The 24,759-nt window shown below is 57.6% G+C and carries 18 protein-coding genes; 10 read left to right on the top strand and 8 right to left on the bottom strand.

What is annotated here, in order from left to right; genetic code table 11:
- Positions 1-74: 74 nt before the first annotated feature.
- The 3 genes from EMQ_RS08255 to accD all read right to left on the bottom strand — a co-directional run bounded on the left by EMQ_RS08255 (position 75) and on the right by accD (position 3,628).
- Positions 75-1,187 (bottom strand): hypothetical protein, encoded by a 1,113-nt coding sequence (locus EMQ_RS08255; RefSeq protein WP_010665920.1) that lies wholly within the window; start codon positions 1,185-1,187, stop codon positions 75-77.
- A 78-nt stretch (positions 1,188-1,265) separates the two neighbouring features.
- Positions 1,266-2,597 carry a bifunctional folylpolyglutamate synthase/dihydrofolate synthase gene (locus EMQ_RS08250; RefSeq protein ID WP_010665921.1) on the bottom strand — a complete coding sequence of 444 codons (1,332 nt, stop codon included), beginning with the start codon at positions 2,595-2,597 and terminating at the stop codon, positions 1,266-1,268.
- A 107-nt stretch (positions 2,598-2,704) separates the two neighbouring features.
- Entirely contained in the window at positions 2,705-3,628 is a 924-nt protein-coding gene (gene accD / locus EMQ_RS08245; protein WP_010665922.1) for an acetyl-CoA carboxylase, carboxyltransferase subunit beta, read from the bottom strand.
- Between the two features lie 269 nt (positions 3,629-3,897).
- On the opposite strand from accD, the gene EMQ_RS08240 reads away from it, so the two are divergent.
- Positions 3,898-5,937, top strand: coding sequence for an NAD(+) synthase (locus tag EMQ_RS08240; RefSeq protein WP_010665923.1), 2,040 nt, complete (start codon positions 3,898-3,900; stop codon positions 5,935-5,937).
- A gap of 97 nt (positions 5,938-6,034) precedes the next feature.
- Here EMQ_RS08240 and EMQ_RS08235 read toward each other — a convergent pair whose 3' ends face one another.
- Positions 6,035-7,384, bottom strand: a complete 1,350-nt coding sequence (locus EMQ_RS08235) for an 8-oxoguanine deaminase (RefSeq protein ID WP_010665924.1) — start codon at positions 7,382-7,384, stop codon at positions 6,035-6,037.
- A gap of 391 nt (positions 7,385-7,775) precedes the next feature.
- Entirely contained in the window at positions 7,776-8,981 is a 1,206-nt protein-coding gene (locus tag EMQ_RS08230; protein ID WP_010668956.1) for a molybdopterin molybdotransferase MoeA, read from the bottom strand.
- Between the two features lie 157 nt (positions 8,982-9,138).
- Here EMQ_RS08230 and rpmG point away from each other — a divergent pair, with 157 nt between their 5' ends.
- Positions 9,139-9,306, top strand: coding sequence for a 50S ribosomal protein L33 (gene rpmG, locus EMQ_RS08225; RefSeq protein WP_010668957.1), 168 nt, complete (start codon positions 9,139-9,141; stop codon positions 9,304-9,306).
- 215 nt (positions 9,307-9,521) lie between these two features.
- Here rpmG and EMQ_RS08220 read toward each other — a convergent pair whose 3' ends face one another.
- Both EMQ_RS08220 and eno read right to left on the bottom strand, forming a co-directional pair.
- Positions 9,522-9,851, bottom strand: coding sequence for an FtsB family cell division protein (locus tag EMQ_RS08220; protein ID WP_018308182.1), 330 nt, complete (start codon positions 9,849-9,851; stop codon positions 9,522-9,524).
- A gap of 180 nt (positions 9,852-10,031) precedes the next feature.
- Positions 10,032-11,309: a phosphopyruvate hydratase gene (gene eno / locus EMQ_RS08215; protein ID WP_010667837.1), complete on the bottom strand. Its 1,278-nt coding sequence runs from the start codon at positions 11,307-11,309 to the stop codon at positions 10,032-10,034.
- A 330-nt stretch (positions 11,310-11,639) separates the two neighbouring features.
- Here eno and EMQ_RS08210 point away from each other — a divergent pair, with 330 nt between their 5' ends.
- The 3 genes from EMQ_RS08210 to EMQ_RS08200 all read left to right on the top strand — a co-directional run bounded on the left by EMQ_RS08210 (position 11,640) and on the right by EMQ_RS08200 (position 16,908).
- Positions 11,640-12,638 carry a mitochondrial fission ELM1 family protein gene (locus tag EMQ_RS08210; RefSeq protein ID WP_010667836.1) on the top strand — a complete coding sequence of 333 codons (999 nt, stop codon included), beginning with the start codon at positions 11,640-11,642 and terminating at the stop codon, positions 12,636-12,638.
- Between the two features lie 415 nt (positions 12,639-13,053).
- The gene (locus EMQ_RS08205) at positions 13,054-16,056 is read left to right on the top strand and encodes an SGNH/GDSL hydrolase family protein (protein ID WP_018308183.1); all 3,003 of its coding nucleotides are present in this window, start codon (positions 13,054-13,056) and stop codon (positions 16,054-16,056) included.
- A gap of 102 nt (positions 16,057-16,158) precedes the next feature.
- Positions 16,159-16,908: a DNA/RNA non-specific endonuclease gene (locus EMQ_RS08200; RefSeq protein ID WP_010667052.1), complete on the top strand. Its 750-nt coding sequence runs from the start codon at positions 16,159-16,161 to the stop codon at positions 16,906-16,908.
- A gap of 156 nt (positions 16,909-17,064) precedes the next feature.
- On the opposite strand, the gene EMQ_RS08195 is transcribed toward EMQ_RS08200, so the two are convergent.
- Positions 17,065-17,991, bottom strand: coding sequence for a DMT family transporter (locus EMQ_RS08195; protein WP_010667051.1), 927 nt, complete (start codon positions 17,989-17,991; stop codon positions 17,065-17,067).
- Between the two features lie 309 nt (positions 17,992-18,300).
- Between EMQ_RS08195 and EMQ_RS08190 the strand changes: the two genes are divergently transcribed.
- From EMQ_RS08190 to EMQ_RS08170, 5 genes are all read left to right on the top strand, one after another.
- Positions 18,301-19,623: an anthranilate synthase component I family protein gene (locus EMQ_RS08190; RefSeq protein ID WP_018308185.1), complete on the top strand. Its 1,323-nt coding sequence runs from the start codon at positions 18,301-18,303 to the stop codon at positions 19,621-19,623.
- Entirely contained in the window at positions 19,620-20,435 is an 816-nt protein-coding gene (locus tag EMQ_RS08185; protein WP_010667048.1) for an aminotransferase class IV, read from the top strand. The genes EMQ_RS08190 and EMQ_RS08185 overlap by 4 nt, the downstream gene beginning before the upstream one ends.
- Positions 20,436-20,660: 225 nt before the next feature.
- Positions 20,661-20,972: a hypothetical protein gene (locus EMQ_RS08180; protein WP_018308186.1), complete on the top strand. Its 312-nt coding sequence runs from the start codon at positions 20,661-20,663 to the stop codon at positions 20,970-20,972.
- A gap of 96 nt (positions 20,973-21,068) precedes the next feature.
- Positions 21,069-21,608 (top strand): protein-export chaperone SecB, encoded by a 540-nt coding sequence (locus EMQ_RS08175; RefSeq protein WP_010667046.1) that lies wholly within the window; start codon positions 21,069-21,071, stop codon positions 21,606-21,608.
- A gap of 127 nt (positions 21,609-21,735) precedes the next feature.
- Positions 21,736-24,750 (top strand): glycosyltransferase, encoded by a 3,015-nt coding sequence (locus EMQ_RS08170; protein ID WP_010667045.1) that lies wholly within the window; start codon positions 21,736-21,738, stop codon positions 24,748-24,750.
- Positions 24,751-24,759: the final 9 nt, after the last annotated feature.

The raw sequence follows: 24,759 nt of genomic DNA, 5'->3' as shown, positions 1-24,759 counted from the left end.
CGGATTTTGAACAGGAAGAAGTGCAAGGCAGTATTCTGTCTGTCCTGTCCCGGAAACCCAGTAAGGAATTTATATCAGAAGCCGTAAGCAACCCCGGAATGAAGGGTGACACCATTGGTCCAGCTGCTGGGTTCGAGCGCATAGAAACCATTGTGCTGATCAATGAGCTGACTGCGGCCAAACGAATAATATGTGTATTGCACGCCTCCAATCACATGAAGCGACCGGGCAATGCGGTAATCGAAATCAAGACCAGCTGTCCATTCCGGGCGGGGGCGAAGATGGAAAGTGCCCGTTGCGTTTGCTGCGTCCATGCGTGAGCCCAGCAGTTCCGTCCATGCAAGCCGTCCCCTGAGGACGAATGCATCGGTAATGGCGTAATCGAGCCTCACCTGAATACCGGCGAGGAAGCCGCCATAGGCTTCCGAACTTTTCGGGACACCGCCGGCTGACTGGATATCCCGGTTCCATGACCAGTAACCGCCGACGATCGTCGGGGTAATCATGAAGCGATCATTGACCATCAGACCCTTGCCGATTTCAATCCGGCTGTCTGTGGTCATCCGGTGTGAGGTGCTGTTGAGCGGCCAGACATCGCCTAGACCATCAGATGCTGATCCCTTGTAGGATACGTTGCCGTCGCCAAGTGCGAAGTGCGCGGCGAGAAAGACATGATCGATTTCGTACATATCGAACATGTCGGCGACATCAAGCTGGAAGCCTGGCACCCAGCCGGTTTCCCGGTCATATCCGGTGCTGGCCCCCTGCCAGGGGAGCTTTTCCTTGTAGTTGCTCCACGCACCCGTCATGGAAAGCCCGATTTCCCGATTGACCTGAACGACGGCCGGAATATGGGAAGACCCCTGGTAAGAGCTACCGGGACGGTAGGACGATGGCTCATCGGGCAGAGAGCGATGGCGCCGCGGATGTTGCTGGCCTTCTTCCGGCTCGAAACGATGTGTCGGCATGCGGTACTGTGTGAGAGGCGACGTATCCACGACGCCTTCGTCGCCGGGGTCCATGTTCATGGTCATCAGCATCCGGCTGAGCGTCTGGTGGCGTAGCTCGGAATCCCGTCGTGCGTCCAGATAGGACGCGCTGTGCTCGGGAGCGAACTGGGCATAGGCCTGCCGGGCAGAGGACAGCGCCACCATGGAAAGGCCCAGACACAGGAGAATCTTGCGCAAGGGCGCCTCGCTCGGAAGAGAAACAGTATCTGTGTTTCTCCTAAGGCGAGACGGTTAACGACTCCTTACAAAACCCGCCTACTCAGCGCGCCATCCGTCTTTTTTCAATACAACTCCGGCCAGATAAAGACTGCCGCAGATCAGGACGCGCGCAGCCTTTTCCTCTTTGCCAGACAGGTTCGCCAGTGCTGTGGCAATGTCAGGGCCGGGCTGCGCTCGTCCATGAGAAGCTTCCACGATGGCTTCCACAGGCAGCGCCAGATGCTGGTCCGGTTCCGCGACTGCATAGACGGAAGTTGCATGCTCGAGAAGAGGCGCGAGAAAACCTGAAGCGTCCTTGGTCTGCTTCATACCCACCAGAATATGCAGTGGCCGATCAGACCATTGCTCCAGCACAGGCACCAGCGCCTCGCCAGCACCGGGGTTATGGCCGCCGTCCAGCCACAGTTCCCATCCCGTCGGGAGCTGGGCCGCGAGCACGCCTTCGAGTTTCTGAAGCCGTGCGGGCCAGCGTGTGTGAGCGATTCCTGCCCATGCCGACTCGGGCACGGCAAGCCCGCTGGCGCGCAGGGTGGCCACGGCAAGCCCGGCATTGTCATCCTGATGGGTGCCGGTCAGGGCCGGGAGCGGGAGCGTCAGAGCTCCCTTGGCATCCTTGTAAAGCAGGGAGAGTCCATCCGCGCTACGTGTCAGCTCCCAGTCACGGTCGCGCAGCAGGAGAGGCGCACCTTTGACGTCAGCCTCCATTGCCAGAACGTTCTGCACCGCCTGAGGCTGACGCCCTGTGACAACCGGCACGTCCGACTTGATGATACCCGCTTTTTCGCCAGCGATGGCGGCGAGGGTGCTGCCCAGAAAGGCCTCGTGGTCCATCGAGATGGCCGTGATGGCGCAGGCGGCGGGACGTGCCAGAACATTTGTAGCGTCAAAACGGCCACCCAGCCCGACCTCGATGACGGCCAGTTCGGCAGGATGCCGTGAGAACAGCAGGAATCCGGCGGCTGTCAGCACCTCGAACACGGTGATCGGTTCGCCACCATTCACCTGTTCGATCTCTTCCAGTGTGGCGACCAGTTCCTCTTCGCTGACCAGCTTGCCGGCGACACGGAAGCGTTCCGTCACATCCACCAGATGTGGCGATGACATGACATGCACACGCCAGCCAGCAGCTTCGCCAATGGCGCGGAGATTGGCGCAGGTGCTGCCTTTGCCATTGGTTCCGGCAACGTGGATGACGGAAGGGAGATGCTGTTCGGGATGACCGAGTTTGGCCAGCAGGGTCTCAAGCCGTCCCAGCGACAGGTCGATCAGGGCCGGATAGAGCCGGTTGAGCCGTTCGAGAACGGTGCCGGTCCGGCCCGTGAATTCCGCTCCGAGAGCTGGTTTGCGGGGCGAGGGAGTGTCGGTCATGCTGTTTCACTCCGGGGCATGCGCCGGGAGGGGCGTGGGCCTCCATGTCAGAGCAGGTCTCAGGACAAGACGCATGCATCTTGCCCCGTAAAAAAGCCGGTTGCCGCTTAGTTGACGGGGAGCGGATTGTCCTCGGAGCCCGGCTCTTCCGGGTCAGGCAGGGTTTCCGTGAACACGTCGCCCGGCGGGGCCGCGGTCAGCAGACCGATCACGCGGCCAAGGGTCTCACGCAGATTCTTGCGCTCGACGACCATGTCCAGCATGCCGTGTTCAAGCAGATACTCGGAACGCTGGAAGCCTTCCGGCAGCTTCTCACGGACCGTGTCCTCAATCACGCGTGGTCCGGCAAAGCCAATCAGGGCTTTCGGCTCGGCAATCTGCACATCGCCCAGCATGGCGAAAGAGGCCGAGACACCACCCGTCGTCGGGTTGGTCAGCACGACAATGTAAGGCAGTCCGGCATCCTTGAGCATCTGCACAGCGACCGTCGTGCGCGGCATCTGCATCAGGCTGATCAGGCCTTCCTGCATGCGCGCGCCACCGGACGCTGTGAAGATAACGAGGGGAGACCGCTGGAGAATGGCCAGACGGGCGGCGGCGACAAACGCTTCACCCAGAGCCGAACCCATTGTGCCCGCCATGAATTCATACGCCATGACTGCAACGACCGCCGGATAGCCGGTGATCTTGCCGTGCGCGACAGCCAGCGACTCATCGAGACCGGTCTTGGCGCGGGCGTCTTTCAGACGGTCGGTGTAACGCTTCTGGTCACGGAAGCCGAGCGGATCGACGGCGACCTTAGGCAGTTCGATGCGCGTATAGCTGCCTGCGTCGAACGTCCATTCCAGGCGTTCGGCGACCGGAACCTTCATGTGGAATCCGCAGTGCGGGCAGACATTGAGGGTGCGCTGTAATTCCTTCACCAGAACCATCTGGTGGCAGGACGTGCAGTTGGTCCACAGATTGTCCGGAACGTCGCGCTTGAGCAGTCCCCGAATCTTGGGGCGGACATATTTGGTCAGCCAGCTCATGCCTCAACTCCGCACAAAAAACAAAACGGTCAGTCGCATCCCATGACAGCAGGAATGGACGCAAGGGGGCACTGCATAGCTTTCCTGCGGCGCTCTGCCAAGTATGTAGACGTTTTCTCCGAATAGAGAGGCTGCCGGTCTCCTGTCGGGAAAATTCAGGAAAGCGGCAGAAACCACGTTCTGCTTACACAAGAAGCTGTTTGGCCTGCGCCGGTTGCTCCGACTATAGAATGATCCTCTGATACATTACGGATTGCGTGAGGGCACCCATGCGGGACTTCCATTCCCTTTATCGGCACGGTTTCGCTCGTGTTGCGGCCTGCACCCTGCCGGTGGGGCTTGCTGATCCACGCCTGAACGCTGCGCGCATCATTGAATGTGTCTCGGCCTGCTCCGAACAGGGCGCGGTGCTGACCGTTTTTCCTGAACTCGGCCTCTCTGGATACGCCATTGACGATCTGCGTCAGCAGGATGTGCTGCTGGACGCAGTAGAGGAGGCGGTCGGGGAGATCGCCCTCGCCACAAGCACGCTGCTTCCCCTTATCCTGATCGGTGCGCCGCTGCGTCACCATGATGCGCTCTATAACTGCGCCATAGCCATCCATCGGGGCGAAATCCTCGGTATCGTCCCCAAATCCTACCTGCCGAATTATCGTGAGTTCTATGAAGCCCGGCAGTTCACACCGGGCGCGGGCATTGTGGGGGACATGATTCATGTTGCGGGCAGAGAGGTGCCGTTTGGCACTGATCTGTTGTTCGAGGCGCGTGACATTCCCGGCTTCTGTGTCGGTGTGGAGATCTGCGAGGATCTGTGGGTGCCGCTGCCGCCCAGCACCCGTGCGGCGCTGGCTGGGGCCAGCGTGATCGCCAACCTGTCGGCCAGCGACATTACGGTCGGCAAGGCGGAGGTGCGGGATATGCTCTGCCGCTCCCAGTCCGATCGATGCCACGCCGCCTATCTCTATGCCGCTGCGGGGGAAGGGGAATCCACAACCGACGTGGCGTGGGACGGTCAGGTGTCCATCTTCGAGAACGGTCACCTGCTGAAAGCGAGTGACCGCTTCCCGAACGGGGCACGCCATGTGCTGGCTGACATAGACCTCGATCTGCTGCGTCAGGAGCGGATGCGGATGACCTCCTTTGCGACCAATGCGTCGGTTGAGGAGGATGGTGGTCTGTGGCGGCGGATCGTCAGGAGATTTGGCCCCCCGGCGTCTGATCTGGGGCTGATGCGCGATGTGCCTCGCTTCCCGTTTGTTCCCTCGGACCCGGCGCGACTGGCGCAGGACTGTTACGAAGCCTGCACCATTCAGGTCTCCGCTCTCCGGACGCGCCTTGCCGCCACGAGGGCACGGAAGATGGTGATCGGTGTGTCGGGAGGGCTGGACTCCACGCAGGCTCTATTGATCGCCGTCAGGGCCGCGGATGAACTGGGTCTGAAAAGAGACGCGGTGCTCGCCTTCACCATGCCGGGTTTCGGCACCAGTGATGCAACCAAAAGCAATGCTCATGCCCTGATGCAGGCGCTCGGCGTGACCGCCGATGAAATCGACATCCGTCCCGCCTCGGAACTGATGCTGAAACAGATCGACCATCCCTACGGGCGCGGCGAGCCGGTCTATGACATCACATTCGAGAACGTGCAGGCCGGTCTTCGGACCGATTTCCTGTTCCGTCTGGCCAACCAGCGTGGAGGCATTGTGCTGGGCACGGGGGATCTCTCTGAGTTGGCGCTCGGCTGGTGCACCTATGGCGTGGGCGATCAGATGGCGCATTACAACGTCAATGCGGGCCTGCCCAAGACGCTGATCCAGCATCTGATCCGCTGGTTCATGTCATCGGGTCAGTTCAGCCCGGATACTGTGGAGATCCTGAAATCCATCCTTGCGACGGAAATCTCACCGGAGTTGATTCCCGCCGATGCGGATGGAGCGGTGCAAAGCACGGAGGCCACCATCGGTCCCTATGCGCTACACGATTTCTCGCTGTTCTACGTCCTGCGCTACGGTTTTCGGCCGTCCAAGATTGCCTTCCTTGCATGGCATGCGTGGAATGAGGTGGATAGTGGCGCATGGCCGCCCGGTTTTCCTGAGGATGAGCGCAAGGCCTACGACCTGCCGACCATCAAGCACTGGCTGCACGTCTTCCTCCAACGCTTCTTTACGAGCAGTCAGTTCAAGCGGTCCGCCATGCCGAATGGTCCCAAGGTTGTGGCGGGCGGCTCCCTGTCTCCGCGTGGCGACTGGCGTGCGCCCTCTGATGGGAATGCGCGGGTGTGGCTGGAGGAACTCGAGAAGAACGTGCCGTAGGGGGAGCTGCTCTCCATAAAGAGATCGGGCGGCGACGGGGATGACGATACGGTGCTTTGATCGTTCCTTCCCTGACCAGCTCGAAGGCATTGTCAGGTTACGGATTCAACCGCTGGATCCTCCGAGCCTGTTTCATGTGCTCTTTCAGCACGTCGTTCAGGTTGGGAAGGTTGGGTAGGCCATTTTCGACCAGCGGCACGCCGTTCACGATGGTGGTGCCAGCCGTTGCCGGACCGCACCGCAGCAGCGCCTCGACCGGGTCACTCAGCGCTCCCGCCAGAGAAACCTCGGACATCTGCCAGATCACCAGATCGGCGCAGGCCCCGGGCCGCAGATGGCCGATCTCCTCCCACCCAAGGCAGGCGGCTCCCCCACGCGTCGCAGCGTCCAGCGCATCGCGCGCCGACATGGAATGTGGCCCGTTCTTGTAGCGACCGAGCAGCAGCGCCGTCCGTGCCTCAAGCCAGAGTGAGGCGCTGTCTGTCGAGGCCGAGCCATCGCAGCCCAGCCCCACCGGCATCCCCTGCGCCCGCAGGCCCATCAGGTCCGCCGAACCGCCGCCGATCATCATGTTCGAGCAGGGACATTGCGCCGTGCAGACGCCAGCATGGGCGAGGCGGCTGATTTCTTCGGGCTTGGGATAGATGAAATGCGCGACCCAGGAGCGCGGCGTGGCCCATCCCACGCGTTCGAAATACTCGACCGGCGTGCAGCCATAGACCTCCTGACAATAGACATCTTCCTCAGGATCTTCGGCGAGGTGGGTGTGCAGGCGCAGGTCATGTTTCTCGGCCAGCCGGGCGGATTCCATCATGATCCGTTCGGTGACGGAAAACAGTGAGCAGGGCGCCAGAGCCACACGGTTCATCGCGCCGGGTGCGGCATCGTGAAATTTTTCCACCAATCGGACCGAGTCTTCCAGAATCACGTCCTCGCTCTGGACGACAGAGGCAGGCGGCAGTCCGCCATCCTCGACCGAACGTGTCATCGAACCGCGTGTGGCATAGAAGCGATAGCCGATCTCGTTCGCGGCCTTGAACTGCGCGTCGATCAGGAAGGGCTTGGGATGGACATACATGTGGTCCATGGAGGTGGTGCAGCCGCCCAGCAAAAGCTCGGCAATGGCGACATAGGTCGAAAGATAGACAGTGTCCGCGTCCAGTTTCGCCCAGAGAGGATAAAGCCCGGTCAGCCATTCGAACAGCGTGCCGTTTGTCACCGGCCCGAAAGAGCGGGTCAGGTTCTGGTACATGTGATGGTGACAGTTGATCAGCCCCGGCGTGACCAGTCTGCCGTTGGCCGAGATGCGGCGCTTCGCCTCGGGTTCGTTGCTGCTGTCGCCAACGGCCAGAACACAGCCATCCTTAATGGCAATCCAGCCGGAGGGAATTTCCCAGTCGCGGTCGACATAGATGTATGCATTATGAACAAGAAGATCGGCTGTCATGCGCTCTCCAGTTTCCACAGTTGAACCGGCCGTGGGCCAGTTTCGCTATGATCCCTGTTCCAGGAGGCGCGAACTCCGGATCGTCATCAACGTGTGTTGAGCGGGCATGTAGGACGAGACTGGAGAGGCAGCGGAGTTTCTGTCAAGGCAATTGTGGAAAGGATTTCCGTTTCCAGAAATCCTTCCTCTGTGGCTTCGATAACGTGAAGCACAACCCGCGTGTTCTGAGGTAATAGGGTCATTACAACTGACTGTCTCTTGCGTGGATTGATATGGGCTTTGCCCGCATCCGGAAGGGACCACTGGCCCCTTCACCCCAATGTATTGATCATAAACGGTTTCCAAAGGCGAGCCTTTGGTGGGGGACGGGGCAAAGCCCCGAAATGAACCCTTAGTCCACCAACCCTTGCAGCCGTACAATCCGGCAAACTTCACCCTGCTTCGCTTCCGGCGCAAAGCGTTCGCGCAGCAGCAGCGCGTCACAGTCGGCCAGCGGGGCCATCATGGAGGAGTCCTGTCGGGAAAAGGGTTTCGCCCAGAGAACGCCGTTCTCGTCTCGGCTCAGTGTGGCGCGGAGATAATCGAAGCGCTGGTCATTAGCGGATAGGTCCGTGGCCAGACGGGCGGGCTCGGTGCCGTCGTCTTTCGGGACCTCGCCGGACATGGCGCGGAGGGCAGGGAGCACGAACACGAAGCTGCATACGAAAGCCGCGACTGGATTGCCGGGAAGCCCGATCACCGGTGTCCCGTTCATCTGGCCAAACATCAGCGGTTTGCCGGGACGCATGGCGATCTTCCAGAAATCCGTGACCAGACCTGTCTCACCAAGGGCTTTCTTGACGAGATCATAGTCACCGACACTGGCCCCTCCGATGGTCAGCAGCAGATCGACCGTGTCCAGTTGCCGGGTGCTGCCTGTCAGCGAATCGACCGTGTCGCGGGCGACTGGCAGGATGATCGGCTCTGCTCCTGCCTTGCGCAGCAGAGCTGCGAGCATGAAAGCGGCTGAACCGACGATGGAGCCGGGCGGTACAGTGTCACCGGGCAGAACGATTTCATCGCCAGTGCTGAGAATGGCGACCCGAGGCCGCCTGCGAACCGTGATCCACGGGCAGTTTGCAGCCGCTGCGATACCGATATCGCGGGCCGACAATCTCTTGCCAGTTGGCACAACCGTCTGGCCTTCGGAGAAATCCAGACCTTTTCGGCGAATGAAACGTCCGCTGGTGACAGGCTCCGTCACCGTGATGTGATCGCCATCGCGGGTGGTGTTTTCCTGAATCAGGATGGCGTCCGCGCCTTCGGGCACAAGGCTGCCCGTGAAAATCCGCAGACAGGCGCCGGGTGTGACCGTCCTGTCGCTTGGATGTCCGGCGGGAATATCACCGATGACATGAAGTTTCGCGCCTTCCGCCGTGTCGGCTGCTCTGACAGCGTAACCATCCATGGAGGAGACGTCGGCGGGGGGATTGAACAGGCGTGCCGTCACCGGCGCGGCGGTGATGCGGCCGCAGGCTTCGGTCAGCGATATGGTCTCCGTGCCGAGGAGCGGGAGGGCGGAAAGGATGCGATGAAGGGCTTCTGAGACCTCGATCATGGGCTTTTTCCAAACTTTTTGGGGCTTCCGGAGCGTTTGAGGTGCATGAATGCTTGACCTGAGGCCCTCGGATGCGCAATTTGCGCCGAACTTGAACCACGGCCGCGATCAGGGGTGCAAATCCGGACCTGCGGTCAGGCACGATTCCGAGGATCTTATGGCAAAGTCCAACGTCATCCAGATCCGGCTCGTCTCCTCCGCAGACACCGGATATTTCTACGTCACCAAGAAGAACGCGCGCGCCCAGACCGGCAAGCTCGAGTTGAAGAAGTACGACCCGGTTGCTCGCAAGCACGTCGTCTTCCGTGAAGCGAAAATCAAATAAGGTCTGCGCTTCAAAACGCAGTCCATACGAAAAGCGCCATTCCTTCGGGAACGGCGCTTTTTCTTTGGGCTGTTGGAGGGATTTACAGGGCTTTGCCCCGAGCCCCACAAAGGGACGCGGTCCCTTTGAACCCAGTTTGTTTTCTAATAACTTATTGAAATCAAAAGCTTCAGGATGTCACCTTTTTCAAAAAGACGACGTTCCCTGATGCAGCCTCAGAACAGCTGAGCGTGCTTGTCGTAAGGCACGACAATATCATTGGGATTGGCCAGATTGAGCATCGCCCGGGCGCGCTCATCCAGAATGTCCGCATTCAGCGCGCCTTCGCTCAGGCCCGCCACACGACGACGCCAGGCCGCCTGTTCCGTGACGGCATTGGCCTGAGACTCATGCGCCTCATCAAGCAGGTGAAGCTGCTCGTGATAGGACTTCAGGCCATGCGCGCCTTGTGTGGCCTGCCAGCAGAAATACCCTGTAAGAGCGAGAAAGACGGAGGGAGGGAGAACCGCGTTGACGGCGCGTCGGATTATCCGGCCAAGCTGCATACGAATCGGGACCTCCGGGAGAATCGAACCAAGGGTTTCAAGCCTGTCCCCTACCGTATTGCAAGATATGGCTTAAAAAAGGCGAAATGGCTGAATAATTACATTTCGGGAAATTTTAGTCGTTTTCAGATCACCGACCTGCCCCCGACCACAGAAGAACGGGGACAGATGAGTGCGATCTTACTTCTTCAGGATCGTGCGGCCGGCATAGGCTGCGGCCGTTGCCAGCTCCTGCTCGATGCGCATCAGCTGATTGTATTTCGCCGTGCGGTCCGAGCGGCAGAGCGAACCGGTCTTGATCTGACCGCAGTTCGTGGCCACTGCGAGATCGGAAATGGTGGTGTCTTCCGTCTCGCCGGAACGATGGCTCATCACGCACTTGTAACCGGCGCGGTGGGCCATTTCCATGGCGGCCAGCGTTTCGGTCAACGTGCCGATCTGGTTCACTTTCACGAGCAGGGCGTTCGCCACGCCGTCCTCGATGCCACGCGCCAGACGGAGGGGATTGGTCACGAACAGATCGTCACCGACCAGCTGCACGGACTTGCCGAGCGCCTGTGTCAGTAGGGTCCAGCCCTCCCAGTCATCCTCGGCCAGACCGTCCTCAATGGAGACAATGGGGAAGCGCTTGGTCAGATCCTCGAGGTAAGCGACCATTCCACCGGCATCCAGCGTCTTGCCTTCGCCGGCGAGGACATACTTGCCATCCTTGTAATATTCGGTAGCGGCGCAATCGAGTGCGAACGTCACATCCTCGCCCGGACGGTAGCCAGCGGCTTCCACGGCGCGGGTAATGTAGGTCAGCGCCTCGTCAGCGGACTTCAGGTTGGGCGCGAAACCACCTTCGTCGCCCACGTTGGTGGCGAAACCGTCAGCGGACAATGATTTCTTCAACTGATGAAAGATTTCCGAACCCCAGCGGATGGCGTCTGCCACTGTCGGCGCACCGACAGGCTGGATCATGAATTCCTGAATATCGATCGGGTTGTCCGCGTGCTCGCCGCCATTGATGATGTTCATCATCGGGACCGGCAGGACGTGAGCGAAAGGACCACCGACATAACGGTAAAGCGGGATTTCCAGTTCGGCGGCTGAAGCCTTGGCGACGGCGAGGGACACGCCGAGAATGGCGTTCGCACCCATCCGGCTCTTGTTTGGCGTGCCGTCGAGTTCGATCATCGCATTGTCGATGTCGATCTGGTCCTGGGATTCCGCACCCTGAAGCGTCGGGAAGATCTCGCTTTCGACATTCTCGCAGGCTTTCAGGACGCCCTTGCCGCCATAACGGGACTTGTCGCCGTCACGGAGTTCTACTGCTTCGTGCGCCCCTGTTGACGCGCCGGAGGGGACGGCTGCGCGGCCGGTGACGCCGGAAGCCAGTTCGACCTCAACTTCAACGGTGGGATTGCCACGACTGTCCAGAATTTCGCGGGCGATGATGTCGACAATGGCGCTCATGACTAGCCTCTGCTTCTTGCGTTCTTATTGCAGGCGCTCACCTCTGCCGGGCAGGCGCCGGACTGTTAGAGGACCGCTTCAGACAAAGTTGTCAACTGCCAAATGGGTCACTGCTACATGAACTTTTGTCGTCCTGGGTGGTATATAGCAGATGACGAGTGCGCTGAAATCAGGAAGCGTATCCCGTGCCCCGAGTTGGGAAAGAAACTTCCTTTGTTATTCCGGGAAGCAGGACGGTATTCGTTTCCTGTGTTTCGTAAACGGGAGGAAATCCCATAAAAGGGCGGAGAGGAAGCTGCGCTCCTTTCGACGTCAGTGAGGCTCCACCTCATGCTCCCCTGTGATGAGATGCTTTCCGCAATGCCTTATGCCCCGTCCGGAATTTCTGTTGTGGCCGAAGATCTCGCAGGCATGCGGTCGCAGGCATTCGGTCTGGCGGAATATGTCGCCCTGCCTACCCGGTTTCACTCGGTTCAGGCTACGGGATTGTTGCATCGGTGCCTGCCTTCTTCTCTCTGGCCTCACCCGTTGAGAGCCTTGTCGAAAAAACCGGACCCACTGCACGATGATCTGGTGTTCAGCGTAGCGGGAAAGGGAGGGGCCGTTGGTGCCGCAATGCATCGCAGCGGACGACATGTTGTGCAGATTCAGAATCCCCGGATCCGGTCGGACCGGTTCGATCTGGTGATCGCCAATTATCATGATGAGATTGAGGGGCCGAATGTCCTGCTCAGCCGTACGGCATTGCATGGTCTGACTGCCGCGAAACTGACAGAAGCTCATGCACGGTGGCGGGACAGGCTGAACGTATCAGGGCGTCCACTGCTCGCTGTTCTGGTGGGGGGCGCGAATGGGCGCTTCCGGTTTGGGCGGCAGGAGGCAGAGAGTTTTGCTGATCGACTGGCGAGTGTTGCGAGGCGAATCGACGCCAATCTTTTTATCACGACGTCCCGTCGTACTGCGCCTGAAGCGACGGCGGTGTTGCGCGATGCTGTTGAGAGTGTGCGTGGCACCTTATGGAGCGGAGGCGATGACAATCCCTATCGGGGGCTGATCGCCTGTGCGGACTGGCTGGTCGTTACGGCCGACAGTGTGTCGATGATTTCAGAAGCGGTAGCGAGTGCGGCTCCGGTTTATGTGCAGCGTTTGCCGGGAAAGTCGCGCAGAATTGGACTGTTTCTCGAAACATTGGAAACATGCGGAAGGATTCGCATGTTTGAAGGCGAGCTTGAACGCTGGCCGGTCCAGCCTCTGGATGACACACCCATTGTTGCGGGTGAGATGTGTCAGCGTCTCGGGCTGGAAAACCTGTTCAGAGGCAGTGAGTGATCAGTCCATTATTCATTGCTGTTTGAGACAGGATAAAACAGTATCAGAGTAGGCCGGGTCGCGGATTGCCTGGCTGGGGCTGTGACTTGCATGTTTTTCGTATTTTTGAAAATCCTGTTTTGTTTTTTTTAAAATGGTTTTTCCGGAAAAGAGTGTTTTTTCGTCATTCTGACTGAAAACACCAGAGCTGTATAAATAGAGTATGATAATCTGGATGGATTTGATGAAGGCATCTGTTTTTGCAGGCAGTTTTATTTGTCTTGCTTGGCAGGATAGACTGAAAATTTCATATATAAAATTATGAATTTTTATCTGACTATTTTTTGAAACTTACAAATGAGGCTGGGACAGTTACTCCTGTTACGACCTCTACGACCAATGGATTTTATCCAATTTATTTCAAGGAATTTTATATATGGTCACATGGACGCAGCTTGCCGATACTACGGTTACGGCAGCAGCAGGCCCGGTTGCTGCCGGCCAGACGCTTCTGGACGGATGGATTGATCTTGTCGGCAATGCCTGGTCGAGCACGACACTCGTGTCCGATACGACGCAGGATTATCTGACGTCGATCAAGGAAAGCGCACCCTGGACTGGTGGACCTCTATACCGTCCGCAGTCGGAAGACGCGATGTCTGGTCGCATGACGGCTCAGGTTCATATTGATACCAATCAGACAATCTATTTTATGCTTCGGGCAAACCGGGCTACAGGGTCAACAGCATTTCAGGGTTATCTGATCAGCATTGATCATAATACATCCGGTTTTTACCTGCATGGCTTTGCGTCAGTCGCTGGAAAACTTACACAGTTTCTGAATCAGACGCTTTCGACGCAGCCGTCCAGTGGTGATCTGGTTACTCTTGATGTTCAGTTGACGCAGGACACATCCACGACGTCAACTATGGTCGTTACCGTGACCAATTCTGCCGGTGCTACTCTTGGCAGCGCAACGGTTACTGGTAACGCAACACTGAATGCTTCGGCACTTCAGAATGTCGCTGGATCATTCGGTCTCTGTGCCTATTCCGCTAGTAGTAGCAATGCTGCTGGCATCAAGGAAATCTCTGTTTATAATGGTGATGCCGTCGCCACTACGGCCACAGCCTATACTCTCACCGGTTCTTCCAGTCTGACTGTGAATACCGCCACAACCTATACGGTCACACCGAACGGAGAGCCTGCTGCGGCGGTGGTTGTCACACCCGTATGCACACTTGCAGGCTCATTTTCTCCAACGACTGTCACACTTCCTGCGGGAAGTTCCAGTGGTGTTACGTTTACTTTCACGCCATCTGCAGTCGGTTCAGGCTCCTTGTCCACGACAAACAATGGAAGCCTGACCAATCCTTCAGCACTGTCACTGACTGCCAGCGCACCGGCGACAGCCCCTTCGGCTCCTTCCTTTACCCTGACAGCGGGTTCGGGACAGGTCACTGTGACAGTTGTGGCGTCGACTTCTACAGGTGGCGCTGCCATTACGGGTTATCCGATTTTTGTTGGCACAAGCGCCGGAGGTGAAAGCGGTTCTCCTGTCACCACGCTGACAGCTGCCGGTTCCTACACGATCACCGGTCTGACAAACGGCACACCGGTGTATGTGACGGTTGGCGCAACCAATTCAGCAGGCACAACAAAGGCCGCTGAACAGACCGCAACACCGGTTGCGCCTGCAGCCACGGCCTATACGCTGAGCGGCTCTTCCAGTCTGGCTGTGAATACAGCAGCAACCTATACGGTTACGCCGAATGCTGCTCCATTATCTGCGGTTACTGTCACGCCCACGTGTACACTTGCGGGCACATTTTCTCCTGCGACTGTTGTGCTCGCGGCGGGGAGCACAAGTGGGGCCACGTTCACCTTTACGCCCTCGTCGGTCGGTTCCGGTTCCTTATCGACGACGAATAGCGGAAATCTTACCAATCCATCGGCATTGTCACTGACTGTCATTTCACAGGCGACAGCCCCGTCGGCTCCTTCCTTTACCCTTGCTCCGGGTTCCGGTCAGGTCACTGTGACAGTTGTGGCGCCGACCTCCACGGGTGGCGCTGCCATTACAGGCTATCCGATTTTTGTGGGCACAAGTGCTGGAGGTGAAAGCAGCTCTCCGGTTACTACGCTGGCTGCACCCGGTTCCTATACGATTACCGGCCTGACAAATGGTACACCGGTCTATGTGACGGTTGGTGCAACCAATTCTGTTGGCACGACACAGGCGGCAGAACAGACGGCAACGCCGGTTGCGCCCGTAACGGGCGGTACTATCACGGTTGATTCGCCTGCTTTCCTCTTCTCTCCCGGCAACTGGTATGGAGACGAAGGGCGCGCAGGATCTGCATGGCGTCGTACATGGAACGTAGGGGCCTATTTTGTCTTTACATGGACCGCATCCGCCAACCCGACGGCAACCCTTCATCTGGGGCCCAGCGGAACAGGAGCGTATGTTACCCTGTATCTCAATGGTGTCGGCACGACAGTCGCTGTGACAGGGGATATCACGCTGTCCGGAATTACGGCGTCTTCAGAAAATGTCCTTTTTGCCATTATGAGCAATACACCGCAGAGTGCCCGCTGGAATCAGGGTGCGAACAATCTTGTTGTGTCAGGAATGACGCTTGATGACAGCTCGAGTGCAGGGGTTTCGACCGCGGGCACAAAAGGCTGGGTCAAGATTATTGGTGACAGTATCACAGAAGGTATCAAGGCGAACAACAACAAGGATAATATTGTTTACGGTTACACATTCCAGGTTCTGCAGGGTTTAAGAGCGCTGGGATATGAGGTCTGTGTTTCCGCCTGTGGTTATTCCGGTTATCTCATCAGTGGAGATAGCGGTGCGGACGTTCCGCCCTATTACTACGTCTCCGGATCCAGTTCCGGCAGTGGTGGAACCTATGATGACAGTAAAAGTCGCTGGAACAAGATCGATGAAAATGTCTCAGCGCTTGACAGCAACAACCATCTTTCTGCCTATGGAGACATTGGGACAGAGCCTGTCGCCATTGCGGTCAATTATCTGACCAACGAGGCCCTGAGTAAATCCAGCACGTCAGATTCGCAGGCAGCCATGACGCAGGCGATGGCCGCTCATCGTCAGGCAGCACCGGATGCGTGGCTTTTCCAGATTGTTCCATTCGGTTTCCATTATTCTCCGAAATATGCCTCATCATGGCTGGCGGTTTTCAATAACGCCATGAACAGTTATCGTTCTGCTTATCCGGGTGATTCCAAAGTGGCGACGATTGATATCGGTTCCGATCTCTCAAATACACTTGAGAAAAATACGGGATGGTACATTTACACGGATGATGTGCATCCGCTGGCTCCGGGACATGCACTTGTGGCGCCTGTTGTGCAGGCATCCATTGTGACGTCGCTGGAAAGCAAGCGGAACCAGTCCTACACATTTTTCTGATTTCGTAAGTTTCCTGTGCTGGATAGCCAATCTTCGGTGCAGGAAATGCCATGTTTTTCCAGACGTTGATCTGCATGCAGACTATGCGGCACACTTTGCTGCATGAATCATCTCTCGTTATGGCTTTTTGCTCTGCTGGCATTTCTGATACCCATTTCTGCCAGCGCAGCATGTTCCGATCATTTTGCCGCGCAAAGCCAGCCAGCAGCTTCCTCTCGGGAGCTGCTGCTGCTCTGCTCACTTTCCTTTGCGACAGGGTATTCAGCTCAGGCTAAAGAAGCCGTATGGAGCGCGGAACATCTGACTGCGGCCAGTATCACTCAGGCGGAAGCGCTGGAAGGCAGGGCGGAGTTTCAGGAAGACCTCAGGCTGCCACTTGAGGATCGATCCGAACTGATGGATTACAAACGCTCGGGATGGTCGCGTGGTCACCTGACACCTTCAGGTGATATGGCTACGAAAAGCGCTCGTGCGGAGACTTTTCTGCTTTCCAATATCGTTCCTCAGGCGGCGCGACTGAATTCCGGCGCATGGGACCATCTTGAAGCCAATGTCAGAAAAAGTGTGAAAAGGTATCGGGAAGTCTATGTGGTGACCGGCCCCGCCTTTCGCGCCCCATTGGGAACGATTGGTCCTGATCATGTTCGTGTGCCCTCATCGCTCTGGAAAGCGGTGTATGTACCATCGAAAAAATCTGTTTCTGTGATTGTCTGTAAAAATACCACGCCATACCGTTGTAATGCTGTCAGTCAGGCGTCTTTGGAGCGAGTAACTGGGATTAATCCGTTTCCCGCTATTCCATTATCCGAAAAAAATCGGGATGTTGTCCTGGATCGCGCCCTTTTGCCCTGATCTGCTTGTGCTGAGCCATGGGTTTCTGAATGTCTGGAAAAAATACAAAGTTGTCGACTTACTGGAAACAACATTTTCCAGTTATGATCCGTTCCTGTCGATGGTGTGTCTACAGTGATGCCATTATTGCAGTATTTCTGGAAAGAATGATTATGTCTAATGCTCCTTTCTTTTGAAAATGGCCTGTTTGCTCACAAGACTTATGCCGCTGAGGATCAGCGCCGATCCGAACAGGAATTCTGGTCTGAGAGTTTCATGAAGAAGCACAGCCCCAAACAGGATACCGAAAAGCGGTGTCATGAGAGATAGCGCCCCAAGACGGGAAGCCAGATAGACTCTGAGAAGAGAAAACCAGATCAGGAAACTGATGATGGAAACAATAACAAGCTGAAAAATAAAATCGAGGATAACCATTGTTGTCGGGTGAAAGACTGTCTGATGTGAAAGAAATGCTGTTGGTATGAGTATGATACTGGCAACAGTAAGCTGGCAGAACAGAGTCACCGTGGCCGGAGCCTCCGAAAGGTTGGAAAAGCGGATGATAAGGGTCGTCATGCCCCACGAGGCTCCCGCCAGAACTCCCAGTATATCGCCCACCCAGCCATAGCGGAGCGCAGGATCGTTCATGCCGCTGCCCGGTCCCACAAAGGCTACGACGACGCCCAGAAACGCCAATGCGATACCGCCCCACTGTATCGGAGAAAGACGCTCTTCCGGTAAGCCGACATGAAGCCCAAGTGCCGCAAAGATTGGTGCGGTATAAAGGAAGATCGACATATGGGCAGCACTCGTAAAGCAGAGACCTTCACTGGTCAGGAGGAATTCGAGCGCAAAAAAGATTCCGACGGAAAGGGTTGCGAATATCGGGATTTTGCGAAAAGCCGGATAGTCTTTCTGCCATATGATGATCAGACCAACGGCCAGCGCGGCTAACGCCGACCGGATGCCCATTTGCAGGACAGGGGCCATGTCGGCGGAAATTGCCTTGATGGCCGTCTGCTGAAGGCCCCATATCATGCAGAGAAAAATCATGAGCAATATGGCTGTTTTATCTACTTCCCGACGAGACGGTGTGGCGCTCATTTTTTGTTCCTGAACAGCAATGAGTGTGCTTTTAGGGCAATATGACAGGATTGGACACTGAAATTTTCCGTGTCATGTGGACGCTATGCTTCTGATTCTGAAGGACAAAGACTCTCCCATGCATTTCTTTGTGGTGGGGATGGACTGTCTGTCTGAGAAGTTCATGATTCCTGTCGCATGGTGTGGAATGTTTGCGAAGCATGCCGCCAATGCAGTTAAACAGTGACGGCTAAAGACGATGTTTCTCTGAAGTCTGTCTGTGTGTAAAAAGCGGAAATGCGCCTCTTTTCTGTCACTGAACTCCCCTGGATGGACCCATGGACTGCTTTGCAGGCCTGGAAGGCCGCATCATGGGTTGCGTTCCTCGATAGTGGCGGGACGCCTGCCGCTCTCCCCGGTGACGAGCGGGCGCGCTGGTCCTTTCTGTGCGTGGAACCATCTGAAACACTTGTATCGTCGCAGGATGGCGTGATCAGAAATGGTCGCCCTGTCACAGGCAATGCATGGGACCATCTGCAGGATATGCACGCCCGGTTGCTGCCTGTAGAGCATACAGATCTTCCTTTTGCAGGAGGGCTGGTTGGTCTGGCGTCTTATGCTGCGGGCATGGCGCTGGAAGAGGTGATGTCGCGTCACCGGGCGGAGACGCCAGACATTCTTGCGGCCTCTTATGAGACTGTTTTTGCTTTTGACCGACTGGAGCGACGCTGCTTCAGAGCAGGGAAGGTCAATCTGCCTTTGCTGCCGGATAAAAGCGTGTTGACGCCACCCAACTCTGCGCGCGTGCATTTTCAGCCCGACATGGATCGGGAGCAGTGGATTTCAGCGGTCAGGGAAGTTGTCCGTCTGATTGGCGAGGGCGACATTTTTCAGGCCAATCTGACACTACGATGGCAAGCCGTTGTGCCCTCCAATTTTGACGATCTGGCCGTGTACGACCTGTTGCGTCAGGGATCACCCGCACCTTTCGGGGCTTTTCTCCGAGGGCGTTGCGGACGGAACGGAGACCGTCCGTTCTCCCTCCTGAGCGCCTCGGTGGAGCGGTTTTTGTCGCTTTCGCGCGAAGGTATTGTTGAGACGCGCCCCATCAAAGGGACCGCTCCAATGGGAGGCAATGCGACGGAAACCCTGCGTCTGGCCGAACAGCTGCGACGGGACGAAAAGGAAAATGCCGAAAATCTCATGATTACCGACTTGATGCGCAATGATATCGGGCGTGTTTGTGACATCGGTTCGGTGTCGGTGCCGCAACTGTGTGAAGTGGAGCCGTTCGCCCATGTGCAGCATCTCGTTTCCTGCGTGCGTGGACGTTTGAAATCCGGTCTCGATGCATTCGACCTTCTGCGGGCTACATTGCCGCCGGGCTCCGTAACAGGCGCGCCCAAGAAACGCGCCATGGAGATCATCGATCAGGTCGAGCTGTCGGCGCGTGGGGCTTATTGTGGCAGCGTCTTCCGGATTGGCAGGGACGGGACGATGGACAGTTCGGTTGTGATCCGAAGCGTGGAGCGTTGCGATGACAGGCTGAGGATCGGCGTTGGCGGTGGGATCACATGGTTGTCTGATCCCGCACGCGAATATGACGAGATGCGGCTGAAAGGCGAGGCTTTGCTGAAGGTGTTCGGAGCATGACCTCGTTGCTCTGGTTGAACGGCGAGCTTGTTCCAGCGAGTGAGGCCAGAATCGATCCGACCGATCGCGGCCTCCTGCTGGGAGACGGACTATTCGAGACCATGCGGGTGGCGGCGAGTTGCGTGCCCTTGCTGGAGCGGCATCTCGACCGGCTGACCGCCGGATGTGTGACGCTGCTTCTACCTCCGCCCGACCGAATCATGCTTCGGAGGGCTGTGGGCGACCTTCTGGTGGCATCCGGGCTTGAGGATGGGAGTATGCGTCTTACGGTCACACGAGGTTGTGGGCCGCGCGGACTTCGCCCTCCGGAGCAGGTGCAACCGACACTCATGCTGACCTGTGCCGCGGCAACGGAAGCCATACCCGGCCCCGTTCGTCTGGGCGTCAGCCGTTATGTGCGGGATGGAAGTTCACCTCTGTCTCAGGTCAAATCTCTCAATTACCTGCCAATGGTCATGGCGCGGATGGAAGCTGTCGCCGCGGGTTACGATGATGCCCTGTTGCTTGATGCGCAGGGCAACGTGGCCGAGGCGAGCGCTGCGAATATCCTGCTGATGCTGGAAGGCAGGCTAGTCACACCGCCAGTCGAGGACGGTGCCCTGTCGGGAACGTCGCGGGCGAGACTGCTGGAGGCTGGGCTCTGCGTCGAACAGTCCGTGCCGTTCACCCGTATAAGGGAAGTGGGAGCGGGGTGGCTGGTGTCAGCCCTGTCCCTGCAATCCATCGTGTCTGTCGAGACGCATGAACTGGGAGAAGATGCGGGACAGGAGAGAGCTTTACGCGCGTTTCTGTTTGGAACCGTGGCATCCTGATGCGCTGAGGCTGGGAAAAGGACCGTAGTGTTTCCCTGACTGCGCACGGATGTTCCGGGATGAAGGCGCTGCTGGTGTCAGGAATGGTTGGACACCCTCAGACATCTTGCCATCCTCCGGGCCGCGTGGTTTCGTGAGGGATCGTTCTCTTCCCTTCTATCGTTTCCCAGTCTGTGACGCTGGTCATCAGGCAGGGCAAAGCGGCAGAGATGAAAAAGGGCCGGTATGATGGTGACCGTTCTGCCGTTCGAGCTCCCAGGGAAAAAGGAAAGCAGACAGTCCGGGAAGGACAAGATCTGGGCCGTGGTGGCGATGATCGGACGTAAACGGAAAGTCGCAAGTATTCATATATCGCGTGATGCCGCTCTGGCCGACTGTCAGTGGCGAAGGGAGCAGGTTACGGCGTACGCCCGATTCCTGGCCGAGGCACGTGATCCCGCGCCCGATTATCATATCACTTTGATTTATAAGGGAGAACTGCCGAAGGGTTGGGTGCCGATGCCAGCGCTTGGAATTTTACATGGTCGCTTCATTTAATGGCAATGGCTTTGGGATTACACTCGCAGTGCTGCAGGGAGTTTGCTAAGCCCTTCTGCGCACAGGATTTATATGTAACAGAAAGTCTCCTCAGGTATGGCCGATCAGAATACGATGGAAACAGTAACAGGTGCGGGAAACCCTACGGATAGCGTGGGCGGCTCCGGATCAAAGGCACCTGCAACGCCGACGCTTCTGATGGGTGCACAGTATATCCGCAGCGTATCATTCAGGGCGCTCGATTCAGCCCTGCTGCATACCCGCCCGCCTGTTCGTCCCAATACATCCATGACGCTGGATGTCATGGCGCGGCAGGTTGCGGAAAATCAGCCTGATTTCGAAGTCGACATAGTGATGAACTGCGTGGGACGTGGGGACGCGCCTGTGGATGGCAGTGAAGCGCCGACACTGTTTGAAACCCAGATCACCTATTCAGGGATGTTCACCCTGCGCAACGTGACAGCAGAGTCGTTCGAGCCGATGCTGCTGGTTGAAGCGCCGAAGATGCTCTTCCCTGCGGCCCGGAACTATCTGGCCGACCTGACCCGGGAAGCGGGCTTCATTCCCGTCATCATCCAGCAGATCGATTTTTTCGCCCTCTGGCAGTCCCGACGTCCCAAGCAAGCTGCAGGCTGACGCCAGCCGCATCATGCCGAAGGAGACTGTTGCCGCAGACAGAAAAGGCCTTCACACATTGTCTCCAGCAGCATAACCGTTGCCATGCTCGGGGAGATGTCCTCGCCAGGTGTTGAAAGGGCCATGGGTGTCGTCTGTCGTTTCTGCGCTTCCTGCTGATAATGCTCCTCTCTGGAGGCGCTTTGATGCCGAGTGGTATCGCGCCCGTTATCGGGATGTACTGGGCGATCTGGTCGATGCGGACCCGGAAACGCTTGCCGCACATTATGCGGAGACTGCCGGAGAACTGCACCTCTCACCCAATCGTTTTTTTGATGAAGAATGGTATCTGCAGGCCAATCCTGATGTTGCAGCAGCAGTGCATGCCGGTTCTTTTGAGTCCGGCTTCACTCATTACTGTTCGGACGGTTACATCAACCGGTCTCCACACTGGCTATTCTCAGAAACGGTTTACCTTGCACGCTACCCTGACCTGACCCGCGCCACGCTGGAGCGGCTCGGGGCGTTCAACGGATACGATCATTATCTTCGATATGGCGACCGTGAATTCCGCTCCGGCCATCTGCTGTTTGATCCGCATCTCTATTACACCCATGCCCGTGTCAGGGGCGACGGCTCCCCCGGACAGGCGGCAGGAAAGACTAGTGCGCTTTCCATCCCGGAAACCGGACCGTTTGCGGCTTTTCTGGCTGATGAAGCCGAACAGAACACTCTCAGGGTCAGTTGGTATTTCGATCCTGAATGGTATCTGAAAACCTATCCAGAAGTGGCGGAAGCCGTGGAGGCGGGGCAGATACGCAACCCGCTCCACCATTTCCTGACCAATAAGACGCCGGTCGATTTCTGTGGTCTGGAGTGGTTCAGTGAAGCCTATTATCTGGAGCAGTATCCCGATATCGCGGACGCCATAGCGACCGGGCAGCTTCGTTCCGCCTACGACCATTTCCTGCGTTATGGCGCGTTCGAGCGCCGCCGTCCCCATCCGGATGTCGATCTTAACGCCTACTTTTTCTCCGGAACGGTCCGGGCTGATATCGAGCGCGGTCTGGTCCGCGATGTGTTCGAACACTGGCTGTCCCGTCGACACCAGCAGCCACTCGATGCAGGGCTGGAACGTCCGGATCTGAAAGTGTTCGAAGGGCTTGCGGTGCGGAAGGCCGAGAACCTTTTGCCGCTTCTCGCCGCCCGTCCTCTGGATTTTACTGCGCAGGAGGAATCGCGCCTCAGTGTTATTCTCCTCGTCCGCAACCGTCTGTCCCTGACCTTGTCCACCCTGTCGGCCCTGCGCATGACCTATGCCGGACCTGTGGATGTTATCGTCGTGGATGCCGGCTCACGCGACGATACGACGCGTTTGCAACATTTTGCCCGTGGTATGCAGATTCTGAGACTGGATCGTTCGGTAACGCGGGCTGAGGCGCTGAAGGCAGCGCTGCCTCACGTACGCGGAGCGGCGGTGCTATGGCTGGGGCAGGGGATGCGTCTGGCTCACGGCAGCTTGCAGGCCGCACTTGATGCGCTCGACACCCAGGCGGCCTCTACAGAGGAACGTATCGGCATTGTGACGGGTCGGACCCTGCGGGCTGACGGCCGTATCCTTGAAGCGGGCGCTCTGATCGGGCGAGATGGATCGCTGATCCATTATCTTGAAAACGCCCCGATGGCAGACCCTGCCGCCTGTTTCCGCCGACCTGTGGCGTGTGGAACGGTCCCGGCTCTCTTGATCGACCGTACTTTGCTGGAAAAGCTGGAGGGATTTGACGGGCGGCTGGAGTCTGAGGCAGCGCAACTGGCTGACCTTTGTCTGCGCGCTGCGGAGGCAGGGCAGCATGTTGGCTATGAGCCAGCATTCCTGACCTCGCAGGATGTCAGTGACAAGGAAGCGTCCGCCTTTGATACGGCAGATCGTCACCGTCTGAAACAGCGACATGCCGCCGTTTTTGCGCAGGCTTTCCCGCCCTCTCCCCGGCTTGCGGCGCGTGCCCGCAGTAACGCTGGTGCGTCGGTCAAACGTATTCTCTTTATTGAGGATCGCGTGCCCTTGCGCAGTCTTGGCTCCGGCTTCGTGCGCTCCAATGACATTGTGCGCACCATGGCGGCGCTTGGCCATCAGGTCACGGTCTTTCCGATCTATGCGTCGGTTGACCCCCTGTCCCGGATCTATGCGGATTTTCCACCGGAGGTGGAGGTTCTGCATGACCGCGGTTATGAGACGCTCGACGCGTTCCTGCAGGAACGCAGCGGGGTATGGGACTGTGTGTGGATTGGCCGGACGCATAACATAGGCAGACTGCTGCCGATCCTGATGGCGCAGGCTCCTGCGCTGCCGCTCGATGCGGTTGTGCTCGACACGGAGGCGGTTACGTCTCCTCGTGATCTGCTGAAGGCGCAGCTGTTTGATGAACCGCAGACGCGAACGCTGGACGAAGCGCTGGGTGCTGAATTTGCAGCGGCCTGGTTCTGCCGGAAGATTGTCGCCGTCAATTCGCTGGACGTGCGCACTCTGCATGAAGCTGGCTTTGAAAACGTCGCCGAGCTCGGGCACATGTGTCCTGTCAGACCGATACCGAAGGCTTGGGGCGAACGCCGTGACATGCTCTTTCTCGGAGCTATTCATGAGCCTAACTCGCCTAACCATGACAGCTTGATTTGGTTCGTGGAGAAGGTTCTGCCCCTGCTGCGGGATCGTCTGCCTGAGGATGTTCGGTTCTCTGTCGCCGGTTTCCGTGGGGCCGCAGTTGATCTCAGTGTTCTGGGGCGTGATCCGCGTGTCGAGTTGCTTGGACCGGTCAAAGACCCGTCAGAACTGTATGCGACGCACCGTGTTTTTATCGCGCCGACCCGTTATGCGGGCGGTATTCCCTTCAAGGTGCATGAGGCGGCATCCTACGGATTGCCGGTGGTGGCGTCTGATCTCCTCTGCCGTCAGCTTGGCTGGCGGGATGGTCTGGAGATTGTGTCGGGCGGCGACAACGACGCTGAACGTTTTGCCGAGCGTGTGGTGGCGCTCTACACGGACGAGGAGTTGTGGAACACAGTGCGCGCCGGTGCCTTGAGGATGCTTGAGCAGGAGAACAGCGCCAAAGCCTATGCTGTTCGACTGAACAGTATTTTGCAGGATGTGTTTGAGGCTGGACGGTAGGAAACTTCG

Origin of the sequence: Acetobacter aceti NBRC 14818, from assembly GCF_000193495.2 — a bacterium.
Classification (GTDB): Bacteria; Pseudomonadota; Alphaproteobacteria; order Acetobacterales; family Acetobacteraceae; genus Acetobacter; species Acetobacter aceti.
The sequence above is the reverse complement of the archived record's forward strand: the minus strand, read 5'-3'. Positions and strand labels throughout refer to the sequence as shown.